This window comes from Chitinophaga sp. SVR4-12A (assembly GCF_056754765.1).
This window is the reverse complement of sequence record NZ_JBPGWP010000002.1, coordinates 752963-779752: the sequence shown is the minus strand read 5'-3', so window position 1 is coordinate 779752 and position 26790 is coordinate 752963. Positions and strand designations below refer to the sequence as shown.

At 45.7% G+C, this 26790-nt stretch carries 24 protein-coding genes and 2 tRNA genes; 17 read left to right on the top strand and 9 right to left on the bottom strand.

Annotated elements, in window-relative coordinates:
- Window positions 1–164 precede the first annotated feature (164 nt).
- The 4 genes from ACR9Y8_RS29455 (at window position 165) to ACR9Y8_RS29440 (ending at window position 2695) form a co-directional block, all read left to right on the top strand.
- Window positions 165–434 (top strand): oxidoreductase, encoded by a 270-nt coding sequence (locus tag ACR9Y8_RS29455; protein WP_481216888.1) that lies wholly within the window; start codon window positions 165–167, stop codon window positions 432–434.
- The gene (locus ACR9Y8_RS29450; RefSeq protein WP_481216887.1) at window positions 431–1417 is read left to right on the top strand and encodes an MBL fold metallo-hydrolase; all 987 of its coding nucleotides are present in this window, start codon (window positions 431–433) and stop codon (window positions 1415–1417) included. Before ACR9Y8_RS29455 ends, ACR9Y8_RS29450 begins: the two co-directional genes overlap by 4 nt.
- 132 nt (window positions 1418–1549) lie before the next feature.
- Window positions 1550–1690, top strand: a complete 141-nt coding sequence (locus tag ACR9Y8_RS29445) for an SDR family oxidoreductase (protein ID WP_481216886.1) — start codon at window positions 1550–1552, stop codon at window positions 1688–1690.
- A gap of 681 nt (window positions 1691–2371) precedes the next feature.
- A complete protein-coding gene (locus ACR9Y8_RS29440; protein WP_481216885.1) occupies window positions 2372–2695 on the top strand; it encodes a hypothetical protein in 324 nt (107 codons plus the stop codon).
- Between the two features lie 949 nt (window positions 2696–3644).
- Here the strand turns inward: ACR9Y8_RS29440 and ACR9Y8_RS29435 are convergent.
- From ACR9Y8_RS29435 to ACR9Y8_RS29420, 4 genes are all read right to left on the bottom strand, one after another.
- Window positions 3645–4286 (bottom strand): hypothetical protein, encoded by a 642-nt coding sequence (locus tag ACR9Y8_RS29435; RefSeq protein WP_481216884.1) that lies wholly within the window; start codon window positions 4284–4286, stop codon window positions 3645–3647.
- Between the two features lie 104 nt (window positions 4287–4390).
- The gene (locus tag ACR9Y8_RS29430; protein ID WP_481216883.1) at window positions 4391–4618 is read right to left on the bottom strand and encodes an RHS repeat-associated core domain-containing protein; all 228 of its coding nucleotides are present in this window, start codon (window positions 4616–4618) and stop codon (window positions 4391–4393) included.
- A gap of 148 nt (window positions 4619–4766) precedes the next feature.
- The gene (locus ACR9Y8_RS29425; RefSeq protein WP_481216882.1) at window positions 4767–5186 is read right to left on the bottom strand and encodes a hypothetical protein; all 420 of its coding nucleotides are present in this window, start codon (window positions 5184–5186) and stop codon (window positions 4767–4769) included.
- Window positions 5138–5809 carry a hypothetical protein gene (locus ACR9Y8_RS29420; RefSeq protein ID WP_481216881.1) on the bottom strand — a complete coding sequence of 224 codons (672 nt, stop codon included), beginning with the start codon at window positions 5807–5809 and terminating at the stop codon, window positions 5138–5140. The genes ACR9Y8_RS29425 and ACR9Y8_RS29420 overlap by 49 nt, the downstream gene beginning before the upstream one ends.
- 1078 nt (window positions 5810–6887) lie before the next feature.
- Here ACR9Y8_RS29420 and ACR9Y8_RS29415 point away from each other — a divergent pair.
- The 3 genes from ACR9Y8_RS29415 (at window position 6888) to ACR9Y8_RS29405 (ending at window position 10657) form a co-directional block, all read left to right on the top strand.
- Window positions 6888–9092 carry an AAA family ATPase gene (locus ACR9Y8_RS29415; protein WP_481216880.1) on the top strand — a complete coding sequence of 735 codons (2205 nt, stop codon included), beginning with the start codon at window positions 6888–6890 and terminating at the stop codon, window positions 9090–9092.
- Between the two features lie 248 nt (window positions 9093–9340).
- Window positions 9341–9595, top strand: coding sequence for a restriction endonuclease (locus tag ACR9Y8_RS29410; RefSeq protein WP_481217221.1), 255 nt, complete (start codon window positions 9341–9343; stop codon window positions 9593–9595).
- A gap of 87 nt (window positions 9596–9682) precedes the next feature.
- Window positions 9683–10657 (top strand): 5'-nucleotidase, encoded by a 975-nt coding sequence (locus ACR9Y8_RS29405; protein WP_481216879.1) that lies wholly within the window; start codon window positions 9683–9685, stop codon window positions 10655–10657.
- Here ACR9Y8_RS29405 and ACR9Y8_RS29400 read toward each other — a convergent pair.
- Together ACR9Y8_RS29400 and ACR9Y8_RS29395 are read right to left on the bottom strand one after the other, a co-directional pair.
- On the bottom strand, window positions 10570–10992 hold the full coding sequence (locus ACR9Y8_RS29400) for an Arm DNA-binding domain-containing protein (protein WP_481216878.1): 423 nt from the start codon (window positions 10990–10992) through the stop codon (window positions 10570–10572). The two genes, ACR9Y8_RS29405 and ACR9Y8_RS29400, sit on opposite strands and share 88 nt — an antisense overlap.
- 213 nt (window positions 10993–11205) lie before the next feature.
- Window positions 11206–11278 (bottom strand) — tRNA-Lys (locus ACR9Y8_RS29395).
- A gap of 217 nt (window positions 11279–11495) precedes the next feature.
- Here ACR9Y8_RS29395 and ACR9Y8_RS29390 point away from each other — a divergent pair.
- The 3 genes from ACR9Y8_RS29390 (at window position 11496) to ACR9Y8_RS29380 (ending at window position 16663) form a co-directional block, all read left to right on the top strand.
- Window positions 11496–12305: an SDR family oxidoreductase gene (locus ACR9Y8_RS29390; RefSeq protein ID WP_481216877.1), complete on the top strand. Its 810-nt coding sequence runs from the start codon at window positions 11496–11498 to the stop codon at window positions 12303–12305.
- A gap of 193 nt (window positions 12306–12498) precedes the next feature.
- Window positions 12499–13326: an SAM hydrolase/SAM-dependent halogenase family protein gene (locus ACR9Y8_RS29385; RefSeq protein WP_481216876.1), complete on the top strand. Its 828-nt coding sequence runs from the start codon at window positions 12499–12501 to the stop codon at window positions 13324–13326.
- A 109-nt stretch (window positions 13327–13435) separates the two neighbouring features.
- Complete coding sequence (locus tag ACR9Y8_RS29380; protein WP_481216875.1) at window positions 13436–16663, top strand: glycosyltransferase family 117 protein; 3228 nt, start codon at window positions 13436–13438, stop codon at window positions 16661–16663.
- A 277-nt stretch (window positions 16664–16940) separates the two neighbouring features.
- Here ACR9Y8_RS29380 and ACR9Y8_RS29375 read toward each other — a convergent pair whose 3' ends face one another.
- Window positions 16941–17792 carry a sugar phosphate isomerase/epimerase family protein gene (locus ACR9Y8_RS29375; RefSeq protein ID WP_481216874.1) on the bottom strand — a complete coding sequence of 284 codons (852 nt, stop codon included), beginning with the start codon at window positions 17790–17792 and terminating at the stop codon, window positions 16941–16943.
- A gap of 271 nt (window positions 17793–18063) precedes the next feature.
- On the opposite strand from ACR9Y8_RS29375, the gene ACR9Y8_RS29370 reads away from it, so the two are divergent.
- From ACR9Y8_RS29370 to ACR9Y8_RS29355, 4 genes are all read left to right on the top strand, one after another.
- Complete coding sequence (locus ACR9Y8_RS29370; RefSeq protein WP_029464457.1) at window positions 18064–19158, top strand: VWA domain-containing protein; 1095 nt, start codon at window positions 18064–18066, stop codon at window positions 19156–19158.
- 50 nt (window positions 19159–19208) lie between these two features.
- Window positions 19209–20717: a magnesium chelatase gene (locus ACR9Y8_RS29365; protein WP_481216873.1), complete on the top strand. Its 1509-nt coding sequence runs from the start codon at window positions 19209–19211 to the stop codon at window positions 20715–20717.
- A 130-nt stretch (window positions 20718–20847) separates the two neighbouring features.
- Window positions 20848–22158 carry a Gfo/Idh/MocA family protein gene (locus tag ACR9Y8_RS29360; RefSeq protein WP_481216872.1) on the top strand — a complete coding sequence of 437 codons (1311 nt, stop codon included), beginning with the start codon at window positions 20848–20850 and terminating at the stop codon, window positions 22156–22158.
- A 203-nt stretch (window positions 22159–22361) separates the two neighbouring features.
- Window positions 22362–23111, top strand: coding sequence for a 3-keto-disaccharide hydrolase (locus ACR9Y8_RS29355; protein ID WP_481216871.1), 750 nt, complete (start codon window positions 22362–22364; stop codon window positions 23109–23111).
- Here ACR9Y8_RS29355 and ACR9Y8_RS29350 read toward each other — a convergent pair.
- Window positions 23106–23594 carry a GNAT family N-acetyltransferase gene (locus tag ACR9Y8_RS29350; protein ID WP_481216870.1) on the bottom strand — a complete coding sequence of 163 codons (489 nt, stop codon included), beginning with the start codon at window positions 23592–23594 and terminating at the stop codon, window positions 23106–23108. The genes ACR9Y8_RS29355 and ACR9Y8_RS29350 overlap by 6 nt on opposite strands.
- A 70-nt stretch (window positions 23595–23664) precedes the next feature.
- Window positions 23665–23735: transfer RNA gene (locus ACR9Y8_RS29345), tRNA-Cys, on the bottom strand.
- A gap of 229 nt (window positions 23736–23964) precedes the next feature.
- Here ACR9Y8_RS29345 and ACR9Y8_RS29340 point away from each other — a divergent pair.
- The 3 genes from ACR9Y8_RS29340 (at window position 23965) to ACR9Y8_RS29330 (ending at window position 26787) form a co-directional block, all read left to right on the top strand.
- A complete protein-coding gene (locus tag ACR9Y8_RS29340) occupies window positions 23965–24849 on the top strand; it encodes a nucleoside phosphorylase (RefSeq protein WP_481216869.1) in 885 nt (294 codons plus the stop codon).
- Between the two features lie 84 nt (window positions 24850–24933).
- Complete coding sequence (gene dapF, locus ACR9Y8_RS29335; RefSeq protein ID WP_481216868.1) at window positions 24934–25719, top strand: diaminopimelate epimerase; 786 nt, start codon at window positions 24934–24936, stop codon at window positions 25717–25719.
- A gap of 129 nt (window positions 25720–25848) precedes the next feature.
- Window positions 25849–26787 (top strand): magnesium transporter CorA family protein, encoded by a 939-nt coding sequence (locus tag ACR9Y8_RS29330; RefSeq protein ID WP_481216867.1) that lies wholly within the window; start codon window positions 25849–25851, stop codon window positions 26785–26787.
- Window positions 26788–26790: the final 3 nt, after the last annotated feature.

Sequence of the window (26790 nt, the reverse complement as noted above, 5' to 3'; positions counted from 1 at the left end):
CAACAGTGTTAAAGCTTTGTCACAAATGGAGATGCCGGTATTTTTTTTCATCGCATAAGTTCTTGAAGATCAACAATACAAACCTGGAAGTTCGTGACGAACTTTGATGTAAGTTATTGTTATTGAGTATTTTGTGTTGTTGATTTGCAAAAAAATATATCAAAATGAAAGATATCACATTATTTGATTCCTACCAGTTAGGCTCCAGTCAAATCATTAACCGGGTAGTGATGGCGCCTATGACAGGGACCCGGACATCGGCAGGCTATGTGCCCAATGCGATAATGGCCAAGTACTACGGCCAGCGGGCCAGTGCAGAATTGACCATCAGTGAGGCCAACCGGTCTACGTATTACACCGGCGAGGTGGGATATACCGATTTTGATAATTTCCAACCGGTATGGGATTTAACTTATCAATCTAATGCGAAATGAAAAAATTAACGAACATTCCAGGTGGTATCCGCAGAGTTTTCCCTGTTGGCATGCTGATACTCTTTTCCATTTTTAATACCAACGCCCAACAGATTGCTCCCAACACGATAGACCAGACCGTTTTTCACCGCATGAAGCTTGGTGAATATGAAATTACTGCGCTGACTGATGGGACAGTACCCATTGATCTTCACCAGGTGCTTACTGGGATCACACGGGATAAAATCGATGCACTCACCAGGGCCAGTTTCCAAAAAGCCAGTGTAGAAACCTCGGTAAATGCTTATCTGATCAAAATTGGTGGCAAAAACATCCTGATAGACGCCGGTACTGCCGAACTTTACGGACCAACGCTCGGCCATCTACCCGAAAACCTGCGCAGGATCGGCCTGAGGCCCGGGCAGATCGATGCGGTACTGATCACCCATATCCATAGCGACCATACCGGGGGTCTTGTGCAGGACGGTAAACGTGTATTTCCCAATGCAACAATTTATATCTCCGCGCCCGAACTGAATTACTGGCTGAATGCAGAAAACAAGGCTAAGGCACCTGAGCGACTACTGCATTGGTTTAAGGAAGCAGAGGAAAAAATTAGCCCTTATCTTAAAACAGGTCAGGTTAAACGCTTTGATTATGGGAGCGAACTCTTCCCGGGCCTGACACCCATCGCAGCGCCTGGGCATACTCCCGGACATACTTTCTACTCGCTGCAGAGCGGGACTGAGCGTATCGTTTTTATCGGAGACCTGGTTCATGCAGCAGCCGTGCAGTTTGAGGACCCGTCGGTAACTATAACTTTCGATGTAGACTCCAAGGCCGCAGCCAAAACACGTCTTTTGACCTTTAATGATGCTGCAGCTAAGGGATACTGGCTGGCCGGGGATCACATTTCCTTTCCCGGTATCGGTCACCTGCGCAAAAACGGCAAAGGATTTTTATGGGTGCCCCTCAATTACAGTACCCTGGGCCTGGGCCAGTAAGGCTTCATTCACATTTTTTTTTCGCTTACTTTCTTGAACTAGTTTAAGAAATGCAGGGGCTAAGATGAGCTGACGTGCAAGGACTAGGGCTAAACGCCTCGGAAGGATTGTGAGCGTACGCCTCTGGGCTAGGTGGGGCAACCTCAAGAAGTTGCAGCTGTTGTTTTGTTTCTGGCCATGGATAAATCTTCCTATCTGACCGGACAAAATATCGCCGTTGACGGTGGTTGCTCATTAAAGGTTTGTAAGATGTTGTTTTACCTGCCTGTTTAGACAGAAATTTAAACACCGTTAACGCTGCACTTTTAGGGTGCGGCGTTTTTGGTTTTATGGCGCGGAGGGTTGTGGTAATTTTTACTAGCAGGGTTGGCTACTGTTGCTGATGAAGATAGGCTACCATACCGGGGTGAAACAGTTTCGTGCGGCTCATTTAGCAGATGTTCGCTGCGGGCCGCCATAAAAGCGAGGGCCTAGAGGATGCGGTGATCGGCCATGATCGTGACTTAATGATCACTAATTGGAACGCCGCCGCTTCTCTTAGCCTACCCGCTTCGATTTCCTTTTGCCGCGTAGCCTGTAACGAACTCTATCAAGTCTGCAGAAGTATGCGCAAAGGCGATGAAGTTACCATCGTTCCAGAGTGGACCAACGAGTATGCCCTTCCGGGTGAAAAAGAGGAAAAAGATAAACAGTAGGTTTCTTAGATCGTTAGTAACAAGGTCATACGGAATATGCAGTTAATAAAGTGCCTATTTTCATGCAGTCGTATTGAAGTCAAGTATTTAGATGGAAAGGAAAATCCTAATGCATTCTTTTAAATCATAGTTTATTGCGTAAATTTATGGGTTGCGTAATACAAGAATACTTTAAAATAACGATCAATTCCGGGGACCACCCGGTTGGCAATTGGAAATTTTTTAATAACATCAAAAATCCTTTAGAAAAATAACTTCAATGACTACGATTGAAAAGCAGATAATAGAAACTTGGTTCATCAATCACCGAACAAATTTAATGCTCATCAATTCCCTAACAGAAGAAGCATTAAATTACACTACCTCAAAGCGTGGCGGTGGAACTATCGGACACCAACTTGCCCACATTTACAATGTGAGATTTTGGAAACTTGAGAAATATGATAAATCATTAAATTCTAACCTTACAACAATTACAGAAAAGGACACCAAAACAATTTCAATGCTTAAAGACTGCCACGAAATTTCAGCTGAACTTATTGGTAAAATTTTAGAGGACGGAATCAAGAAAAATCAGAGATAAAAGGGTTTAAACGAGGTGTTGTTCCTTTGCTTGGTTATTTTATTTCCCACGAAGGACATCATAGAGGCAATATGTCCATTGACATTAAAAAATTGCGGACTCAAAATACCTGACGAACTTAAATCCGGAATTTGGGAATGGAACAAAATATAAAACCACAGCGTAGAAAAAGGTTACACAAAAAGCAAGGTGGGCCTGTGTAACTTTTTTTGTTACCATTCAAATTGCTTTGGAGTGGGATCGAGCTCTGTATACCCAAAACAGAAAAGCCGCGTAAATCGTGCGATTTACGCGGCTTTGATACTGTCTGTTTTCTTTGTTGTGATCCCGCTCGGATCACAAATTATTTTATAACCACTTCATTTTAAATGATTTAAAACACAATGTAATTATAAGCACCCTCAAAGGTACCCTTAGCCTTTGTAGCTATTTGTAGTGTTTTAGAAAGAACTATCAGCACAAACATACGCAATTTTTTCTTTGAATTGCTATAGAAAAGCGACCAATACGTGGGTCTATAAATTCGTTTTTTCAGTTAAGTGAATAACAATTTCTTTAACGCTGTAATATTTCTGTCTCTTTAAATACTCAGCCTTTATTGAATCTGATTTGTATATGTACGGACAATACTCATTAGTATATTCCTCAAAGGAGCGGTTAAATTTATATACACTATCTTTTGTCGATTTATCAAAAGTACCATATACGTTCCATAAAAAACCTCTATAGAATACATCTTAAAATATCGGTTTTTCAGATTCATTTTGCTATCACATATAATACGTGCATTGTAATAATCCATATTCGCATGGTTTTGTTCCATACAGTTACAGTATTCAGCTGCAAGTGATTTCGCATCAAAGGAGTTGTCTTTGCATGATATGAGAAAATACGTGATAAGGAATATCGAAGTAATCTTATTCTTACTATATTTCATAAAATTATCCTTTTAAGGTTCTCTCTTTTCATCGCCATTATCAATTAAAGTAGGATCTCCCTTTTGCCCCTCCGGAACAGGTGCATTTTTAACACTATTATAATAATTATAATAGTTTGGTGAAAGAGATAATCCGAATGTTTTAGTTTTTCCGTTATTTTCTTTAAACCAACCTTTGAGAACAGTCATGTCCCGGTTTTGCAAACTTAAGTCTGCCACTAAAGGATGTCTATAACCAAAACGAGTTCCAAAGGCCTTTTCTTCAAATTGCGCCCCTCCCTCAATTCTATAATCAGTATCGGGCTTACCTGTAAGGACTCTCCCATAATGTGCAACCTCATGCATAATTGTACTTGTCACTATAAACATAGCCTCCGATATATCCTCTGTCTTTCCTTTCTTAACCGCAGCTTCCAAATTGGCCAGTTGATCAGATTGTAATGACAGGTTTTCAGGATAATTACGTTCATTGTATTCTCCAGCTCCATTTGCAGGCTCAAAAAACTGACTAAGCAGTGGTATTCTATCAGTTTTTGCCTCTTCCATCGGCCTTGTAGGAGTAATCCAAAGCCCTTTGCCATAAGTAACCATCTCGTCAAATATTTTTCCGCCAGCTTCAGCATCTTTGAACCCGGAATTTTCAATCCGATGCATTTCTTATCTCTGGGTTATCTTTAAGTAACGGCAAATAATATTTTATTATTTTTGCTAAGGTCGGGTAGCGTTTTGCAAAGAGTGGCGATATTTTGAACATACCATTATGATCTACCAACATAAGAGGAGAATTTCCGGCAAATCCATAATGAGTTCTCATCGGGAAAATTTTTAGCTAATGGATCTACAGACAAAAATCGTCCAATTCTAGGATCATATATTCTCGCCCCAAAATCTAAACTATTTCCCTCACCCTTCACCTCATTATCATTTTCCTTTCCGTTGTACCCATACCTATGCTTATCATCACCGCTATAAGTCCTCCCTGGCATCTGTCCGCCAAAGGCAAATGATCCACCGCATTAACTACATCGGCGTTGTAATACTCAATAGCCCCATCCCCATCTCTCATCAATCGCTTTTTTCTTGTCGCTTACTACTGCCATCACATTACCCCGGTGATCTGTCAGCTCATAACGTTTATAGCCCCGCAGATAAACGATAGAATACATAAAGCCAATAGCTCGCGCGTAGGTAATTTCTGGAGGCTTGTCCTGATAAACAGCGGCCAGTAAATGCTCTTGTTTCCTCCGGAGTGGGAACGATCAACCCCATTACTTTACTGCCCACTGCATCTACCTGCTCCTGGATTTCCTGTAAGGTTTGCTCTAACTCCCGTTTATGCTGCCCCCAATATGCCGGTTTATACAGCATGGTATATTCCCTGTTCAGCAAGCGGGCAACTTCCTCTTTACCTGCTATTGCCTGCTGGCTTTGCAGCTCCAACCAGCCCCGGTATAATAAAAATACGTCTTCCCTTTCGTCTAACAGAGCGGCGTATTTATCTGCTTTCAACGGCACACTATCCGCCAGTTGCCCCTGCCGGTCATATACAAACATTTTTCCGGGGCATACTTGCTTAGCACGATCCGGGATGCAGATGAAAATGGGTTAGCATTATAGTAACTAGTGGTATCTCCTTGCCGGATCATCTTACCTGCCATCTGAAAGCGGAGCTGAAAGCTGTCACTGGGGTGCAGCTGCTGGGGTGTCCGGCTATCAAAAAGGGAGAGTTGCAGGCACAGGTCACTCATCATCTTTTCTATAGCCACTTCTTTCTGCAGTGTACTTTGAGTCAGTTGCACCGAGGGATAAGTATAGACGCGATGGTAAATGCTGTCAGTGTCTTTCAAGGCCGCCTGCCCTTTCTGCCGGAACAGAGCGGCAGCAACCCTTACATGAGAAAGCAAGTCAAAGAAATAATCCTTATAATAGTTAAACGGGTTTAGATCACCCGATTTAATCTTACTATAAACAGCATCAGGGAGCCTTACTACATCAAAAGCCTGTCCATGACAGGTGAACCAGGTAAGGGTACGGGTACTGTCTGCAAGCACCGCCATATTCACATATTGGTCCCTGTCGGTTTTCCTGCTAAACATCACCAGGCCAGGACGTTTGGCATCCACCTGTTTTAATAATGGGCTCCACACGCGTGTCCTGCTGGATAGATGGCTGGGCACTGACAGTTAAATTAAAAAGAAGAAAAATCAGGGTAGTAAGATGGGATAACTGTTTCAAAGGGATAGGGTACATATTAACCTTTTCTAAAATAATTGATTATGTGCGAAAGATAATAAATAGCTTGTCAACCAGGAAAGAGGGAATATATTTATCCAGTAAATTGCTACTTTCGTGTTATCAATAGTTTCTTTACTCTAAGAACATAAAAATACCTCAACCAACGAGGGTAGGAAATAGAGTTGCCCGTAGATGGTTATTTTGAAAATACGCTCCAGTAGCAGATTCCCATAAGGTTAAAATTCTCCCGGCGAGTTGCACAAATTATTTCATAACCACTTCATGCTAAATGGTATGAGATGTGCTAATTTAATGGCGGATGAAATGGAAAAGTATCACTTTCAGTTCACCTGAATAAAATAAAATGGATGTATAGAAGTGTACACCGATTTTCATTAAAGCAGTTTAACATATTTATGGCGGCAATTTTCATGAATACTTGCCCCCCTTCCAACTATATATAATACCTACAATATGGGAAGCACCTTAGCCATCCAGCTTGCTGGATAGCCAGTAGAATGGAGTTCATTTCATCAGGCTGGAACTATTGCGAGCGTTCATGTCTTCTTGCAAGCTTGCTACTGACCAAAATTGCTTACTAGCAAGCTTGCCAGCGGGCAAGCAAGCAATATATAGGACAGCCTTTTACCTGCCTTCCCGCTTTATCTAATCCGCCACAGAAGGCGGATTCTCTGTTCCGCTGAACAGAGCAACTGCAGAAAAAGACATCCATTGCAGGATCCTAAAGAAAATCTCAACGTTTTGATAGGAAGTACTATGTTCAGCTTCCATCAAAAGAGTAAAGGATATAACCCTATGCGGAATCGTTACGCTTGCTTTCCTTGAAAGTAAACCAGAAAACCCATTTAAAAACAGTTATTGATATGAAAATTTATAATCAATAATTATGAATAATGGCGAAAAAATCTTTGGAATTTTTATACATTATAATTTATTGCGTATATTTATGAGCAAGCAGACCGTATGAAGCCCCAGCATCCCTAATTCTAACCAAACACTATGCTCGAGAAAATCGTAATTCAGAAATTTGCAACATATGATGACACTGGCTGCACAATAGAACCGCTTAACAAGGTGAATTTCATTTATGGTGCCAATGGAACTGGTAAAACTACTATCTCAAACTATATAAAAGATCCAACGCTATCAACCTATGCATCCTGCAGACTTAATTGGCAAATTAATCCTGTTGATATTTTAGTCTATAACAAAGCATTTAGAGACGAGAATTTCAGTACCGGAAAAATAAATGGCATTTTCACGTTGGGACAAGCCACAAAAGAAGAAATCGAACTAATTGAGGCAAAAACAGTTGAAAGAAGTAACATAGTTGAAGAAGGGAAGCAGAAAAAAGAAGCACTTGACAAGCAAAAAGAAAAGCTTTCCGCTTTAGAAGATAAATTTAAAGAGAACGTATGGACTAAACTTTATAAAAAAAATGAGAAAAATTTTAAAGAGGCATTGAGAGGGTCGATTGGAAGTAAAGAATCTTTCAAAGCAAAAATCTTATCTGAATTTACTTCATCGCCTCAAACCATATTAACTCTTGACGAACTGATTATAAAATCTGCAACTATATTCTCTGAGGCATTGCCAACCACAATTGATACTATTATAGGGCTTGGAGATGAATTGCTAAGTGAAATTGAGAATAATACTATCTGGAATAAAGTGATTATTGGGAAGTCAGATGTTGAAATATCAAAACTGATACACAAACTAAACATTGATGATTGGGTGAATGAAGGAAGAAGTTATATTGAAAACGAAACATGCCCATTTTGTCAACAAAAAACAATTTCAGCGAACTTCACTAAACAACTTGAAAGCTATTTCGATGAAACATATCTGAAAGAGTTGGAAAACATCAAGAATTTAAGGAACTCATATTTTTCCATGTCTGAGAATGCTATTAATCAGTGGGAACAGATTGAGTCAAAACAAAAGAATCTTCCAAACTCAAAATTAAATATAGAATTATTTATCTCTTACTTGAAAACTCTTACTCAGCAGATCAAAGTCAATCAAACTACACTTGATAACAAAATAAAAGAACCAAGTAGAAAGTTTGAATTGGAAAAGACGCAATTGCAAATTGGTTTGATAAATAAATTGATTGATGATGCAAATCGAGAAATTAGAAAGCATAACAATGTAGTAAAAAACTACGAAAAAGAAAAAGAAAATTTAATTAAAGAGGTATGGAAGTATTTAGTTGAAGAGCACCGAACAGAGATTACTGAATTTGTTAATGACCATGACGGATTGATGAAAGGTATTTTAGGGCTTGATGAAAAGGTGAAAAGGAAAAGAGAGGAATTTCAGAAGATTGACCAAGAAATAAAAACTCTTAGTCAAAACATAACAGATATTCAACCTACCGTCGATGAGATAAATAAACTGTTGCATTACTATGGTTTTTTGAATTTTCAAATTGTTAAAGCGATTGATGAAGGTTTCTATCAAATTCAAAGGCAAGACGGAACATTCGCCCATCATACTTTAAGTGAAGGAGAAATAACCTTTATAACCTTTTTGTATTATTTACAACTTGCGAAGGGTGCAATTAATAAAGATAACATTACAAACGATAGAATTCTCATAATCGACGATCCAATCTCAAGTTTAGATAGCAACATCCTTTTCGTTGTTAGTACGCTAGTCAAAAACATCATAAAAAATATTAAAGAAGATAAAGGGAATATTAAGCAATTGATATTACTTACTCATAATGTATATTTTCACAAAGAAGTTTCATTCATCAATGCACGAACAGATAAATCAAACAAAGTACACTATTGGATTCTAAGAAAAAATGGTATTAACTCCGCTATTCAAAGCTATGGAATGCACAACCCAATTCAATCATCATATAGCTTATTGTGGCAAGAATATAAAAATGAATCAATCACTTCAAGCGTGAGCATCCAGAATATAATGCGGCGGATTATAGAGAATTATTTTAAACTTCTCGGAAAGTATGGTGACGATAACCTAATAGATAAATTCGCATCTAAAGAAGAAAAGGAAATTTGCAAGTCACTTCTCAGTTGGATAAATGACGGTTCTCATAGCGTTCATGATGATCTATTTATTGAAGTGCCAATACAGACGATTGAAACGTACAAAAAAGTTTTTAAAGATATTTTTCATAAAACCAATCACATAGCTCATTATAATATGATGATGGGTATTGAGGAATAAAACTCCATAAAACAAAGTACTGCTAAGCGGAGCTAGCCAAATGCGATTGTAATGACGGAAGCAATTCTGCGCCGTAATTTTATCGAGTGATAGCGTTGTAAATCCCGCCTTCGGCAACATTTAAAGTGAGGCAAAATTTGAAATTATTACGAAGACGATAAATACATGATGGACTTTAATTTCGAAAGAGAATATGACAGAAACTTTGTTGGGAGAGGGGCTGAATTAAGATGGCCTGATGAACATCTATTCAGGCGGAACTACTCTATCGCCAAGACAGAAAGATCGGAGTAGATTTGGTAAGAACTTTATATGGCACTCTTTGCGATGCTCAAGCAAATAGTGCAATGCTTGTTACAAGTTCGACATTTACTGCTGGTGCAAGAACATTTCAACAGAAGCATAAATATCAATTGACATTACGTGAATATGCTGATGTGGTAGAATGGATAATGAAATTTGGCAGAACGAAAGTTACTTCCCCTAACATGGGGTTGTGTTAATGGCAGCGAGTTCACAGCTGCAAGTCCACAAATGAAAATCAGAAATCGTTATAGCGTAGCTAGTTTAACACTAAACCAAGATGAACAATGCCCTTAGACTTATCAGACATTTTAGTTGTAGGAGTATCAAGTCGAGCACTATTCGACTTAGAGAAGGAAAATGAGATTTTCGATAAAGAAGGGATTTCTGGCTATCGAAAATATCAACAAGAACACGAGGATGAACCCTTATTACCTGGAACTGCCTTTTATTTAGTTCAAAGTTTGCTTCATTTAAATTCTGATGCGAAAAAACGAATAGTCGAGGTAGTCGTTATGTCGAGAAACAGCCCTGAAACAGGTGTTAGAATCATGAACTCTGTAAGACAACATAAACTTGACATCACTAGAATGGCTTTTAGCGGTGGAGAGCCTTTAGCACCTTACATTGACGCATTTGATATAGATTTATTTCTAAGTAAGGATGTGAAGGATGTTCAAGCTGTAATTGATTCAAAAAGTTGTGCGGCGGCATATATTTACGCACCACCCAAAGAGTTTAAGCCTTTAGACAATCGGGTAAGAATTGCTTTTGATGCTGATGCCGTTCTCTTTTCTGATGAATCAGAACACAGATATAAAACTCAAGGAATTGAAGCATTCCATAAATACGAACAAGAACATGAGGATGAAGCATTGGGAGAAGGACCTTTTGCAAAATTGTTGATTAAACTTTCAAAAATCCAAGAAGAGCTTCCAACAACAATTGAACTTTCACCCTTAAGATTAGCTATCGTGACTGCAAGAAATGCACCGTCACATATGAGAGTGATTAAGACCTTGCGAAAATGGGGGGTATATGTTGATGAAGCATATTTTCTTGGGGGGCTTACAAAGGACAAAGTATTGAAGGCATTCGGCGCTCACATTTTCTTTGATGACCAAGATATACATTTAAAAGATTCATGTCAATTTGTACCTTCTGGACGTGTTCCTTACGCTTTCGATTCGCCATTGTTCAAACAAGATTTGATCAATGTTAAGTTAGAAGTATTAAATAAATCAGAAGATATACAAAAATAGCCCCGCAATAGCAATACGGGCTTTTTACCCTGAAAAGCAGTCTTTACCATTGCAGCGGAAACATAACCATGCTGCGCCGATAGGATGTCGTAATTATTTTTAAGGGCAACCTTAACACGGTCTATGGTAGTATTGCTCTGCCAGGCTTCGCCTGCATTACCGATTGCCCTGCCTGCTTCCTGGTTCCAGTCTTTGGGAGCGATTTTTAAACCTAAAGACACTTCGGCTCTTTTGCCGTCAATGGTAATTCTTACGGTAATAGGAGCTTTACCGTCTTGGGATGTTTTCGATTTCTCCAGTATCAATAAAATGGAGAGTTTTTCATTAACCTTCATTGCACAATAACATTTAGGTGAACAAATATCTAAAACCCTACTCACACAAGCGTTAAGGATTGCTCGGGTACCAAATGTCGTAAAAGAAAAAGGTACCCGAATAGGTACCCTTTCTACTTGTAATTACTTGTGCCTCTTTGTTATGCTGTTTGTGGAAACCGTTGATTTTACTACAGTTTGTAACAAAAAAGCCACTTTTGAAAAGTGGCTTTGTGATCCCGCTGGGACTCGAACCCAGGACCCATACATTAAAAGTGTATTGCTCTACCAACTGAGCTACGGAATCATCGCTTTTATCTCTAAAGCGGGTGCAAAAATAGCCATATTTTTATTTGAAACAAGTTTTTATCAAAAAAAGTTATTCCCATTTCGTTAAACCGGCCACAGCAAAGGATTACAACCACTCCCCGCTTTACGCACACAAAATTACGTGCATAAGAAAATTACTCAAACTCTCCCCCATGGCCTATTTTTGCGCCAAATTAAACCATACACCCATACCCATGCAACAATTCAACAACAAGGTGGCCGTTATCACCGGCGGCTCTTCTGGCATCGGAAAAGCCTTAACCCTTGCCCTCCTGCAGGCCGGCGCTAAAGTCGCCATCTGCGGCAGGAAACAGGAAAGCCTTGAGATGATAAAGCAAACAACAAATACAAATAACCTGTTCACCTACGTTGCCGACGTCAGCCTGGAAACAGACTGCAAAGCCTTTATCCAGGCCGTACAGCAGCAATTTGGTAGAATAGACACCCTGATCAATAACGCCGGCATCTCCATGAGGGCCTTGTTTAAGGATGCGGACGTAAACGTCCTGAAAACCCTCATGGATATTAACTTCTGGGGAACCGTCTACTGCACCAAATACGCCCTCCCCTCCATCCTGGAAACCAAAGGCACCATCGTAGGCATCTCCTCCATCGCCGGCTACCGTGGCCTCCCCGGACGAACCGGCTACTCCGCCTCTAAATTTGCCATGCAGGGATTCCTGGAAGCCCTCCGCACAGAAAACCTGCATACAGGCGTTAACGTGATGTGGATCTGCCCCGGCTTCACGGCCTCGAATATACGTAATACCGCCCTGGACCAAACCGGCCACTCCCAAAAAGAAACACCCCTGGAAGAAAGCAAGCTGATGTCCGCCGAAGCCGTTGCCGATGCCACCCTGAAAGCCATCGCCAAACGCAAACGCACACTGGTGCTCACCGGGCAGGGAAAGCTCACCGTGCTGCTTAGCAAACTGTTGCCCGGGGTACTGGATGGTTTGGTGTACAATCACTTTAAAAAAGAACCGGGATCGCCGTTGAAGTAAGCTACTAGCTGCTGGCTATTAGCTTTAGCCTGCCTGCATTTTCTGTAAGCCTATCGCTAAAAGCTGGCAGCCAAAAGCTAACAGCTAGCTTTTTTTCCCTTTCTTTGCACTTAAATTTCGTTTAGGCCCCACCTGGCATTATTTTGGGAGGTTCGCCCGGTCGGGAGAAGAAGATTATCCGGATTCATTCTACATGTCCATCATTACACTTACATCAGACATTGGTTATCAGGACTACCTGGTTGGCGCCATCAAGGGCCAGCTGTGGCAGGATTGCCCTGGTTGCCATGTGGCGGACATTACCCATCAGATCCATCCCTTTAACCTCCCCCAGGCTACTTATATCTGTAAAAGTGCTTTCACCTGGTTTCCGCCTGGCGCTTTTCATATCGTATTGATTAATCTGTTTGACCGTAAAGCAGATCATGTGCTGCTGGCAGCCTGGAACGGCCAGTATATCGCCTGCGCCGATAATGGTCTTATTACTATGATCACCGGCGGCCAGTCCGCACAGGTGGTAAAGCTTCCCCTGGACACCACTAAGCCCAAGAATACCTTTACCATCATCCAGCGCTTCTCCCAGGCTTTCCAGGCGCTCCAAAAAGGCCAGGCCCTGGAACAAATAGGCGCGCCCGCAGAAAATATAGTCGTGAAGAATAACCTGCAGCCCCTTACCGGTGAAGACTATATCGAAGGACAGATCATCCATATCGACAATTTCGAGAACGTAGTGGTGAACATCACCCGCGAACAGTTTGAGGCCCAACGCGGTCAGCGCAAGTTCAAGATTTACTTCCGGCGCGATGAGGTCATCAACAACCTTTCAGAAACCTATGCCGACGTGCCCGAAGGCCAGAAACTCGCCCTGTTTAACGCCGCCGGATACCTGGAAATAGCCATCAACAAAGGCAACGCCGCCGGCCTCTTCGGCCTGCAAAGCTTCCGCCGCGACCAGCTCACCCAGTCTTCCGGGCATCAGCAACTCTCCTTTTACCAGACCGTAAGGATCATTTTCGAGTAGGCCCCAGCGACAATAAGTAAAAAAGATATTATATAAAAAGTTAAAACAGTTTCACTAAATAGCATAATTTGCTACTTTTTCTATTTTTGTCGGACTTTAAACCCACTGTATGAACTTTAAAAGGACGAATAACATTGTAGGCTGGGTCATTTGTGTAATTGCCTGCACTGTGTATATTATGACAATGGAAGCTACCGGCAGCTTATGGGACTGCGGTGAGTTCATCTCCAGCGCTTACAAAGTGCAGGTGCCCCACCCTCCCGGAGCGCCGCTGTTTGTATTGCTTGGAAGATTGTTCACCATGTTCCTGAAACCTTCTCAGGCCGCCCTGGGCGTCAACCTGATGTCCGCCCTGTCCAGCGGATTCACTATCCTGTTCCTTTTCTGGACGATCACCCACTTTGCCCGCCGCCTCATGGTGCAGCCGGGAGAGGTGATCAGCAGCGAGAAAATGATCGCTATCATGGGCGCCGGTGTGGTAGGCGCGCTGGCCTATACCTTCTCCGACTCGTTCTGGTTCTCTGCAGTGGAAGGCGAAGTATACGCCATGTCATCCTTGTTCACCGCTATCGTATTCTGGGCCATCCTGAAATGGGAGCATGAAGCGGACGAGCCGTATGCCGACCGCTGGATCGTGTTCATCGCCTTTATGATGGGTCTCTCCATCGGCGTGCACCTTCTGAACCTGCTGACCATCCCGGCCATCGTAATGGTATACTACTTCAAACGCTATAAAGTAACACCCTGGGGCACCTTCTGGGCATTTATGGTAGGCTGCGGCATTACCGGCCTGGTACAGAAATTCGTGATCCAGGATACCATCAAGGCATCCGGCTACATGGACGTATTCTTCGTGAATACCCTGGGCATGCCCTTCTTCACCGGCTTCGCCTTCTACTTCATCGCCCTCGTGGCAGTGCTGTGGTGGGGCTACCGCAACCCGAAATTCGGCGTGTACGCGCCGCTGATCCTCATCGCTTCCGTGATCATCATCCCTGCTTTCAATACAGTTGACGGCGGCGGGATCATCTTCCTGAAACTGGTGCTGGCTGTTATCGTGCTGCTCATCCCTTACTTCCTGAAACTGATCGGCGTAAAGCAAAGCGGAGAAGCTACACTGCATTTCAGCCGTCTCACTATTTCCTGCATACTCTTTCTCTTACTGGGTTACTCCACTTATATCACTACAATGGTGCGCTCTACCGCCAACCCTTCTGTAGATATGTATAATGTGGACAATCCTATTTCCCTGGTAGGTTACCTGGGCCGTGAACAATACGGCGACTTCCCGCTGCTGTACGGCCAGGTGTTCACCGCCCGTCCGACAGAATACAAGGAAACCGGTAACATCTACGCCCGTGGTAAAGACAAATACGAGATCGCCGGCAAAAAAGTAGAACCGGTATACGCCGCTGAAGATAAAATGCTGTTTCCCCGCGTATGGGATGCCAGCAACGACCAGGGCCACGCGGATTATTACCGCAGCTACCTGAACCTGCAGCAGGGCGAGAAACCCTCCTTTGGAGATAATATCCGTTTCTTCCTGGGCTACCAGGTGAACTTCATGTATTTCCGTTATTTCCTCTGGAACTTCTCCGGCAAACAGAACGATACCCAGGGCTATGGCAACGTGCGCGACGGTAACTGGATCACCGGGATTTCCTTCATCGATAACCTGATGTATGGAGACCAGTCCACTATGCCCGACAGCCTGAAAGACAACAAAGCCCATAACCGTCTCTTCCTGCTGCCGCTAATACTGGGCCTGATCGGCTTGTTCTATCACTATGGCCGTCACCGCAGGGACTTCCTGGTGGCAGCCCTGCTGTTCTTCTTTACCGGCTTCGCCATCGTGCTGTACCTGAACCAAGCTGGTAACCAACCCCGTGAACGTGACTACGCTTACGTAGGCTCGTTCTATGCTTTCGCGATCTGGATCGGGCTGGGCGTGTTGTCTGTATATGAGTTCTTTAAAAAGAAGATGAAGAACAATACGATCTCTGCTCCGCTCTCTGCCGCGATCTGTATATTGGCAGTACCGGTGCTCATGGGCTTCCAGGAATGGGATGACCATGACCGTTCTACCAAAACAATTGCGCGCGACGTAGCAAAAGATTACCTGGAATCCTGCGCGAAGAACGCCATTCTCTTTACCGTTGGCGATAACGATACTTACCCCCTCTGGTATGCACAGGAAGTAGAAGGTATCCGCCCGGATGTACGCGTGATCAACCTGAGCCTGCTGGGTGTAGACTGGTATATTGACCAGCAACGCCAGAAAGTGAACGAGAGCGATCCCGTGCCGATGTCCTGGAGCCCTGACAAATACCGTGGCGAAAACCGCAACTATATACGCTTCTATGACGCAGGCGTATTTCCACAGGATAAATTCTATAACCTGAAGGAAGTAATGGCCTTCATGGGCTCTGATGATCCGCGCGCTAAACTGAGTACCACTGACGGCAGCCAGGAAAACTACCTGCCCTCTCAGAAGCTGTTCATACCGGTGAATGTAGCCGAAGTAATAAAAAGCGGTGTGATAGATATTAAGGACAGCGCCAAGGTGCTCCCGCAGCTGCCGCTCCAGATCAGCAAAAGCTACCTGCTGAAGAACGATCTGGCGGTATATGATATTATCGCTGCGAACGACTGGAAAAGACCGATCTACTTTACCAGTCCGACAGACCTGGGCCTGAACGATTACCTGCGCATGGACGGTCTGACTTACCGCCTGGTGCCGCTGCGTAAAGAGCCGAATAATGATATGCTGGGCGCTGATTTCAACGTGAACTCCCCCTTCATGTATAACAACCTGATGACCAAATTCGATTTCGGTGGCGCTCAAAAGAACGGCACCTACTTCGATGAGCCCAACAGGAAACTGTTGCAATACCTCAGGAACGCCTATACGCGCCTGGGTACTTCCCTGGCACAGGAAGGTGCAAAAGATTCTGCCCTGACCGTGCTGAATAAGGCGGATAAAGGCCTGCTGGAAAGCACTTTCCCGTATGCAATGACCTCGCCCAACAACATGCACAACTATAGTTCCATGCAGACCGCCTACGCCTATTACCTGGCCGGCGATACTAAAAAGGCGAACGACATCGCATCCAAGATCACCCGCGATTGTCAGCAACAGCTGAACTACTACCGCTCATTACCTGCCGGCAAGCTGACCAGCGACCTGCAGCATGACGGCCAGATGGCAGAACAGTTCATCTCCCTGCTGCAACGCATGAGAAGTGATTTCAGCGATAGCACCAAACGCCAGGAACTGCCGGGTAATATGAATACCGTTTCAGATTCCCAGGCTGGCAAGGCCGACTCAGGAAAATAACAGCTGATTCAATAAATGAAGATTTCTTTAAGACTGGAAGAAGCAGCTATGCTGCTTCTTCCTTTTTTATTAAGGTCTTCATCGCCGTCATTGCGGGAAGCAGAGGGCGGAAAAGCGGGCGGGGCGACGAAGCAATCTTTTAACCGACAAACACAGGATTACCCATTTGTCGTTTAAAAGATTGCTTCGTCGCCCCACGCACAATATGCTCTTCGGCTTCTCGCAATGACGGGACGGAAGACCCGTTTGTTCGGGACGGAAGACCCGCTTGTTCTTACTATTTCAACTTACTCACTACCGTCCTCCAATACTTCGCGCTCTCCTTCACTTCCGGTACGCTATTCTCCCAATGATACTCATACTCTGCAGAGAACAGGCCGCGGAACTTTTGCTTTTTCAGCTCTTTCAGCACGCCTTCCACATTGCTTACACCATTGCCCCATACTACATCGTGCGCTTTGGGAGATTTCTCGTTCAGGTCCTTTACGTGCAGGCTGTGAATGTGTCCTTTCAGTTTCTGGATACATTCAACCGGGTCTAAACCGGAACGTACCCAGTGACCGATATCCGCGCAGGCGCCAAACAGCTTGCTCCTGCCCTCGATGGCTGCCAGTACGCTGTCGGGATGCCAGTAGTGGCTGGGACGGGGATGATCGTGGATCGCTACTTTGATCTGGTATTGATCGCATAATTTGGAGATCAGGTCCCAGTGCTCGTTCTTAGGTTCTGCCGTGATGATCTGGATCCCCATGGCTTTGGCGAAATCAAACACCTGCCTCCATTCGCCTTCGTCTTTCGGAGATACCACCCCGTATGCTACCAGTTTCTTGTGCTTCTTTTTGAACAGTTCCTTCACCTTTGCCTGGGTGGCGGGGTCCATCCTGAAATCAGTAGTGCCCTCGATCCCGCCGCCGATACGCTGGCCGGGATAGCATTCCACGTACTGGATACCGCAGCTGTCCATTTTGTCCAGCGCTTCTGCCAGTGTGAAACGGTTAAAGGTGTACGCCTGTGCGCCCAGCCACCAGCCTAATTCATCCGCATTTGCCTGGGCTTTCGCAGACTCCCATCCTCCCGCCGCAACGCTGAGTGCTCCGGCCAGCAGGAAGGCTTTCATCAGTTTTTTCATCTGTTATCTGTTTTTAGTTATAGTGTTGAAAATCAGGTTTGATCAGACGGGTAAAATAAGGGCTTTTGCGGATTAAAGCAAGTTGACAGTTGTCAGTGGTCAGTTATTAGTGAGCAGCGCGATGATTGAAATCGCTCCCCGCCCTGGCAACCGTCAACAGACAACCGTCAACTGATTTTTTTTGCGTAATTTTAAAAAAGGGTTTACCAACAAACGATACGATAACCCGGAAACCAGACCAGATAATGACAGACAGATAAACTACAAGCTGATGAGAGGACTACAATTTTCCAGGTTTGTGCCTGGTGAGGATGAAAAATCGCCCTTTGAGAAGCTCCTGAACCTTTTCACCCAGTTGCTTACTTACACTAGCGGCGATGTTACGGAGGCCCTGCAATGGCTTACAGAACTGGATAAAGAATATAACCTGACCAATGAAGAGTATGGTATAGGCGATTTTATACAGGACCTGAAAGACAAAGGCTATATCCGTGAGAATGAAGAAAACGGCCAGATAAGTATCACGGCCAAAACGGAACAGGATATCCGTAAAAAAGCCCTGGAAGAGATCTTTGGGAAGCTGAAGCGATCCACGATGGGAGACCACAACATCCGCCAATCCGGCCAGGGCGACGAGCTGAACGCAGATACCCGCGCCTACCAGTTTGGCGATCCGCTGGAACAGATCGATGTGACCGCTTCCCTCCGCAATGCCCAGATCAATCACGGCATCGAATCCTTCAACATCAACCAGGACGACCTGGAGATCAAGGAAACCGATTTCAAAACGCAGACGTCCACCGCACTGATGATCGATATCTCCCACTCCATGATCCTCTATGGCGAGGACCGCATTACCCCCGCCAAAAAAGTGGCCATGGCGCTGAGTGAGCTGATCACCACCCGCTATCCCAAGGACACCCTGGATATTATCGTATTCGGGAACGATGCCTGGCAGATCGAGATCAAAGACCTGCCCTACCTGCAGGTAGGCCCCTTCCACACCAATACGGTGGCAGGCCTGGAACTGGCAATGGACATCCTGCGGCGGCGCCGCAACCCGAACAAGCAGATCTTTATGATCACAGACGGTAAGCCTACCTGCCTGAAGAACGGGAAACAATACTACAAGAACAGCTTCGGACTGGACCGCAAGATCCTGAACCGCACGCTGAACCTTGCAGCACAATGTAAAAAGCTGAAAATACCTATCACCACTTTCATGGTAGCCACTGATCCATGGCTGCAAAAATTTGTAACAGAATTCACGGAAACCAATAACGGAAAAGCCTTTTTCTCCGGCACAGACAAACTGGGACAATTCCTGTTCTATGATTTTGAAAGCGGGAAGAAAAAACTATTATGAGCCGTCCGCCGGCCGGCGGACCAATTGCCAATTTAATATCCAATAAAAGTATGAATACAAACATAAGAACGCTGGGAGAACTTAAGAAGAGCGGTTATAAACCTAAGTCAGTAAAGGAAGAGATCAGGATCAACCTTATTCGTAAACTGCAACAGAAAGAAAATACTTTCCCCGGCATCATCGGTTACGATGATACGGTGATACCCGATACGGAAAGAGCATTACTGTCACGCCACAATATACTGTTCCTGGGTTTGCGCGGACAAGCCAAAACCCGCATGGCCCGCCAGATGATAGACCTCTTAGACGATTACATTCCTATCGTGGAAGGATCTGAAGTGAACGACGATCCTTTCCATCCGCTGTCACGCTATGCGCGCGACCTGGTAGCCGAAATGGGCGACCTTACTCCCATCGACTGGCTGCCACGCGAAGCCCGCTACGGTGAAAAACTGGCCACACCGGATGTATCTGTAGCCGATCTGATCGGGGACATTGACCCGATCAAGGCAGCTAACCTGAAACTGAGCTATGCGGACGAAAGAGTGATCCACTTCGGCATCATTCCCCGCTCCAACCGCGGCATCTTCGTGATCAACGAGCTGCCCGACCTGCAGGCCCGTATACAGGTAGCCCTGTTCAATATTCTCCAGGAAGGCGATATACAGATCCGCGGATTTAAAGTACGGATGCCGCTGGACATCCTCTTTGTGTTCACGGCTAACCCGGAAGATTATACGAATCGCGGCGCCATCGTTACTCCGCTGAAAGACCGTATAGAAAGCCAGATCGTGACCCACTATCCCAAGAACGTGGAGAACTCCCTGCTGATCACCGAACAGGAGGCAGACATTCACCAGGAGCAGAAAGGGAAAGTGCACCTGTCCGACCTCGTAAAACGCCTGATAGAACAGGTGGCCTTCGAAGCGCGCAACAGCGAGTATGTAGACAAGAAAAGCGGTGTTTCGGCCCGTCTGACCATTGCCGCCTACGAGAATGCCGTGAGCGCAGGCGAACGCAGGACCATCATCAATAAAGAGAAAGAGACCCATGTACGTATTGCCGACCTCCAGGGTATCGTGCCCGCCATCACCGGTAAGATTGAGCTGGTATACGAAGGCGAACAGGAAGGCCCGCTGCAGGTAGCTTACAACCTGCTGGACAAAGCCATGCGCACGGTCTTCTCCCAGTACTTCCCCAACCCGGATACTTTTAAGAAACGCAAGCAGGCTGCTTCCGCACAGGAAAATCCTTACCGCGCCGTTATTCAATGGTTCGACAAAGGCAATACCGTCAACCTGCTGCAGGACATCAGCGATAAACAGTACGAAACCTCTCTTCAGAAAGTGGACGGGCTGAAAGACCTGGTGAAATCTAAATTCTCTCACGCCAATAATAAGGAACAGCTGCTGCTGATGGAATTTGTCCTCCATGGACTGGCCGCCTATTCCCTGATCAGTAAAAAGCTGGTGGAGAATGAAACCCGCTTCAGCGACCTGCTGGGCACCATGATGAATTTCAGCATGGGCAACGAGGAGCAGGAAGAGGATACATTTTAAAATAGCCCCTTGCTTTTAGCTGTTAGCCTTTAGCTGTGTTGTGTGGGAGAAATGTCCCGCCTGGCACAGCTAAAAGCCAGCAGCTAATTACTAAAAGCTGTATCTTAACACAACTCACATACTTTACGTTATGAATCATTCCAGAAGAGATTTTATTCGCTCAGCGTCTACCCTGATGGCCGCTGCCGCTGTGCCTTCCGCATTGCATGGCCTGCCCCGCATCGTAGCCCCCAGCGACCGCCTCAACGTGGCCGCCATTGGTATCAACGGCATGGGCTGGGCCGATCTGAGCGCCCTGCTCAAGCTTCCCGAAGTAAATTGCGTAGCCCTCTGCGACGTGGACAAGAACGTGCTGGACAAGCGCGTAGCCGAACTGGCGCAGAAAGGCATCAAGGTAAAAGCCTACGGTGATTACCGTAAATTACTGGAGGACAAGAACATTGACGCCGTAGTGATTGGCACGCCAGATCACTGGCACTGCCTGCAGATGACAGATGCCTGCGCTGCCGGTAAGGATGTATACGTGGAAAAGCCCATCGGCAACTCCATTGCAGAGTGCCGGGCCATGGTAGCTGCCCAGGAACGCCACCAGCGCGTGGTACAGGTAGGCCAATGGCAACGCAGCCAGCAACATTTCAAGGACGCTATCGACTTTGTATATTCCGGCAAACTGGGCCAGGTACGACTGGTAAAGGCCTGGGCCTATATGGGCTGGATGAAATCTATTCCCAAAAAGCCCGACGGCACGCCTCCTCCCGGCGTGGATTATGATACCTGGCTGGGCCCTGCACAGAAAAGGCCTTTCAACCCGAACCGCTTCCATTTTAACTTCCGCTGGTATTGGGATTATGCAGGCGGCCTGATGACAGACTGGGGCGTTCACCTGCTGGATTATGCCTTGCTGGGAATGAAAGCAGAAAACCCGAGGTCTATCATGGCGGCAGGCGGCAAATTTGCCTACCCGGACGATGCAGCCGAAACACCGGATACCCTTACCACCGTATATGAATTTGATGGTTTCAATATCCAGTGGGAGCATGCCATCGGTATAGACGGCGGCCCTTACAGCCGCGATCACGGTATCGCCTTCATCGGCAACAACGGCACCCTGGTGCTGGACCGCGGCGGCTGGGAAGTGATCCCGGAGAAGGAAAACGACAAGCCAAAGATGGAAGCCGTTCCGCGCCAGCAAAGGGTAGACAATGGGCTTGACCTGCACGCGAAGAATTTTGTAGAGGTGATCAAGTCGCGCAAGTTTGCAGATCTTCATACGCCTGTCCAGGCAGGCGCGAACGTGGCTATTCATGCCCAGATGGGTAACATTGCGTTTAAAACCGGTAAGAAGATCTATTGGGATAAGGAAAAGGGTGAGTTCAAGGACGATGAGTCCAATAAATTACTGGCAGCAACCTATCATAACGGCTATAAATTACCTAAATAAAGAAATCCCCTCTCCCGTCATTGCGGGGAGCCCAAGGCTCCGGCGGAAGGGCGCGACGAAGCAATCTTTTAACACAATTTTGCAAAGCTCAATTAAGAGATTATGTTAAGAGATTGCTTCTGCCCAGCTGCGCACAAAGCCCTTGGGGCCTCGCAATGACGGCAATGAAACCCATCAAACTTTCAACATCTCAAACTTGCAACATGACGCGTAGCATAATTTTTGCATTTGCTGCCTGCATATTCGTAACATGCACCAAGGCGCAAAACAATAACGGACAACAAATGAAACCGGAAGAAACAGAAGTATGGGAACCGGTGCCTAAAGTGGTCACACCCGGTACGTCTACCAACACCGCTCCCGGCGACGCTATTGTACTATTTGACGGTACCAACCTGGACCAATGGGAAGCCGAAAAAGGTGGCGCGCCCGGCTGGGAAGTAAAAGACGGGGCGGCTACCGTAGTAAAGGGCGCAGGCGGTATCAAAACCAAACAGACCTTCGAGGATTTCCAGCTGCATATTGAATGGCGCACACCTGCAGAAGTAGTGGGCGAAAGCCAGGGACGCGGCAATAGCGGTATCTTTATGATGGGCCTGTATGAGCTGCAGGTATTGGATAACTATAACAACCGCACCTACTCCAACGGGCAGGCCGGCAGTTTTTATAAACAGCGGATTCCGCTCGTCAATGTTTGTAAGAAACCGGGAGAATGGCAAACCTATGATGTGATCTGGACCGCGCCGCGCTTTAATGCCGATGGCTCACTGAAATCGCCTGCGCGTGCTACCGTATTGCAGAATGGGGTGTTGGTGCAGAATAATGTGGAACTGGATGGCCCTACCCTTTACATCGGGAAACCGGCTTATAAACAACATGGTCCCGGTCCCATTGCCCTGCAGGATCATGGTAACCCGGTTAGCTACCGTAACATCTGGATCAGGACTTTATAAAGAGTCCTCTTCCAGCATCATAGACAAATATACCGCGTTGCTGATAGGATTGTCGTAATAGGCCGCTATAGGCTGAAATCCCAACGCGGTATATAATTCTATCGCCGGCCGCATATGCGCCAGGGTGTCCAGCAACATGCGCTGGTAGCCCAGCTCCCTCCCCGCTTCTATTGCTTTTCCAGCCAGTGCTTTTCCTACTCCGTGCCCCTTATAGGCATCGCGCACGAATAAACGCTTCATTTCGCAGGTACTGTTATCAAAGCGGCGTACCGCTACACAACCTGCAGGATGCCCATCTACTTTAGCCATGAATAATGCTCCCTCAGGTGGAGCGTAATTATCGGGAAGTGCCAGCATTTCTTCTTCAAAACGCTGAAAGCTGAGGTCTACACTTAACCAGTTGGCATATTCCCTGAAAAGTGATTTCACCTGTTCTATCTCCTCGGGGTTACTTTTGTTCGTTATTTGAATGATCTCCAGCATACTTATATTTTTGGGTGTCCCTGTAACGCAAAAAGCCTCCTGAGTTTCAGAAGGCTTTTTTACTATTCGGAGGTATCGAGCGGATTCGAACCGCTGTAAAAGGTTTTGCAGACCTCTGCCTAGCCACTCGGCCACGATACCATTCCTTACATTTTTGATCCTCCTATCCGCCTCAGGCGAATTCGGAACCATCGATTTTTGTAGGACTGCAAAGGTAGGGAATTTTAGATATTTATCAAATAAAATATTTAGTTATTAGTGGTTAGTTGTCAGTTGACAGTTATCAGTGATTGATATGGATTATATTCGCTTTCCAATACTGACAACTAACAACTAACAACTGTCAACTGTCAACTAATTACTGGCAATTATGAGTGAACGTATCGCAGAATCGGAACTGATCCTTAACGGCCGCAGCGCTGTATACCACCTGAACGTAAAGCCGGAGGAGCTGGCTAATACCATCATTACCGTAGGCGATCCTGACCGGGTAGAGCAGGTGAGCAAGCATTTTGACAAGATAGAAGGTATTTACCAGCACCGCGAGTTTGTAACGCATACCGGTTATATCGGGAAGAAACGGCTTTCCGTGGTGTCTACAGGTATCGGTACGGATAATATTGATATTGTGCTGAATGAGCTGGATGCCCTGGTCAATATTGATTTTGCTACCCGTAAGGTAAAGAAAAAGCTTACCCGCCTGCAGATCATCCGCCTGGGTACCTCCGGGGCACTGCAGGCCCATATACCCGTAGACGGTTTTGTGGTGTCTTCCTTCGGGCTGGGACTGGATAACCTCCTGACCTGGTACCAGATGGAGCACACCGAAATGGAACAGGCATTGCTGGCGGCCTTCCGCGAGCAGGTACATCTGCAGCCAGGCGCCTCACGACCTGTGCTGACGGCGGCGGCGCATCATTTATTGTCGCATTTTAAGGAAGGGTTTCATACAGGGATCACCGTTACCTGTCCCGGGTTCTATGCCCCCCAGGGCCGTGTGCTGAGAGGAGCACTCTCCCACCCTGAGCTGCTGGAACAGTTGACGCAGTTTCAGTATGAGCATCACCGTATTACGAATTTTGAGATGGAGACCGCGGGGATCTATGGATTGGGAAGGATATTGGATCACGATTGTCTCTCTATCAGCACGATCGTAGCGAACAGGATCCTGCAGGAGTTTAGTAAGGATGGCGGAGCGGCCGTGCAAAGGATGATTGAAAGGTCTTTGGAAGTGATTGCGGGCCTACCTGAATAGCTAAGCCGAAACCTACAAGCTGCCGACCGTCGCTTGAGGCTGTCAGCTTGCAGCTTGCAGCTTTTATTGTTACCTTTGTATGCTATGAACATTCACTTCTATAAATACCAGGGAACAGGCAATGATTTCGTAATCATGGATAACCGTGATGGCCGTTATAATGCACTTACCAACCAACAGGTACATGACCTGTGCCACCGGCGCTTTGGTATAGGAGCGGATGGACTGATGCTGCTGAACAAACAGGAAGGTTATGATTTCGGCATGAAATATTACAATGCCGATGGCAATGAAGGCAGCATGTGCGGCAACGGCGGCCGCTGCCTGGTAGCCTTTGCTCATAAAATGGGCCTGCAGCAGGAAGCGCTCCGCTTCCTGGCGGTAGATGGCCCCCATGAAGCTTCCATGAACGGTTTAGACTGGGTGAACCTCAAAATGCAAGATGTAGATTGGGTGGAACAAGGCCCCCTTTACTTTTACCTCAATACGGGATCTCCCCACTTTGTAAAATATGTAGATGATGTACAGGCTGTGGACGTATACGCAGAAGGCCGGGCCATTCGTTATAATGACCGGTTCGCAAAAGAAGGCACCAATGTGAACTTTGTGCAAAAGCTGGAAAACGGCATCTTTGTGCGTACCTACGAACGCGGCGTGGAAGACGAGACCTACTCCTGCGGCACTGGTGTAACTGCCGCCGCGCTTACATTTGCAGGGAACGAAGAAAAGACCTACCGCGTTCCCGTACAAACACTGGGCGGCAACCTGGAAGTACGCTTTACCAAAACAGGTGAACGATCGTACCGGGACATATGGCTCTGCGGCCCCGCCTTGAACGTTTACGAAGGCGACGTATTAATTAATAGTTAACAATTAATAATTAATAATCGCAATTCAGCTATTCAGCCTGAAACAGGGCTTCAGTAGAGACGGGAGGCATGCTTTTGCTGTTATTAATTATTCATTCTTGATTATTAATTATTCTACCTTTGCGCCCGGATGATTCAATACTTCATAAATAAGGAAGGCCGTACAATTGAGATCACTGAGCCCGAAAACGGGGCCTGGGTGAATATTGCCCCTCCCCTGAAACAAGCCGAGTTTGAGCAACTTTCAGAAGAGCTGGATATACCGCTGGACTTCCTCACCGACTCCCTGGATATTGATGAGAAATCCCGCTTTGAGCTGGAGGACGATGTAAAGCTGATCGTTATCAAAACACCCACGGAAAACAATTCCATCAACGAGAGCGACGCCTACTACATCACCATCCCCATTGTGATCATCCTTACCCACAACCAGATATTAACCGTCAATTCTTTCGATAACGCCGCCATTAAGAAGTTCCTGAACACCTTTCATAACCGCCATCCTGAAAAGCGGAATATGATGGTGCTCAAGATCTTTGAAAAGGTAGTAATGAATTTCCTGGATTACCTCAAAGAGATCAACCAGCGCCGTAACCAGCTGGAACAAAAGCTCTACGACAGCAACCGTAACGAAGAGCTGCTGTACCTGATGCGGATCCAGAAAAGCCTGGTGTACTTTGTGACTGCCCTGCGCAGCAACGAGCTGGTATTGATGAAACTGGAACGTACCAATTTCCTGGGACTGAATGATGATGAAAAAGAATTCCTGAACGACCTGATTGTAGACACCTCACAGGCACTGGAAATGGCAAACGTGTATACCAACATCCTGAGCAGTACCATGGATGCCTTTGCCAGCATCATTTCCAATAACCTGAACCTGGTGATGAAGCGACTCACCTCCATCACTATCGTGCTCACCTTCCCGGTACTGGTATCCAGCATTTACGGCATGAACGTGGACATTCCTTACCAGCATTCCCCCCATGCCTTTTATATCCCGGTGATCCTCTCGATCGTTATCTCCGTGATCATGAGCTGGTACTTTATGAAAAAGAAATGGTTCTAATAT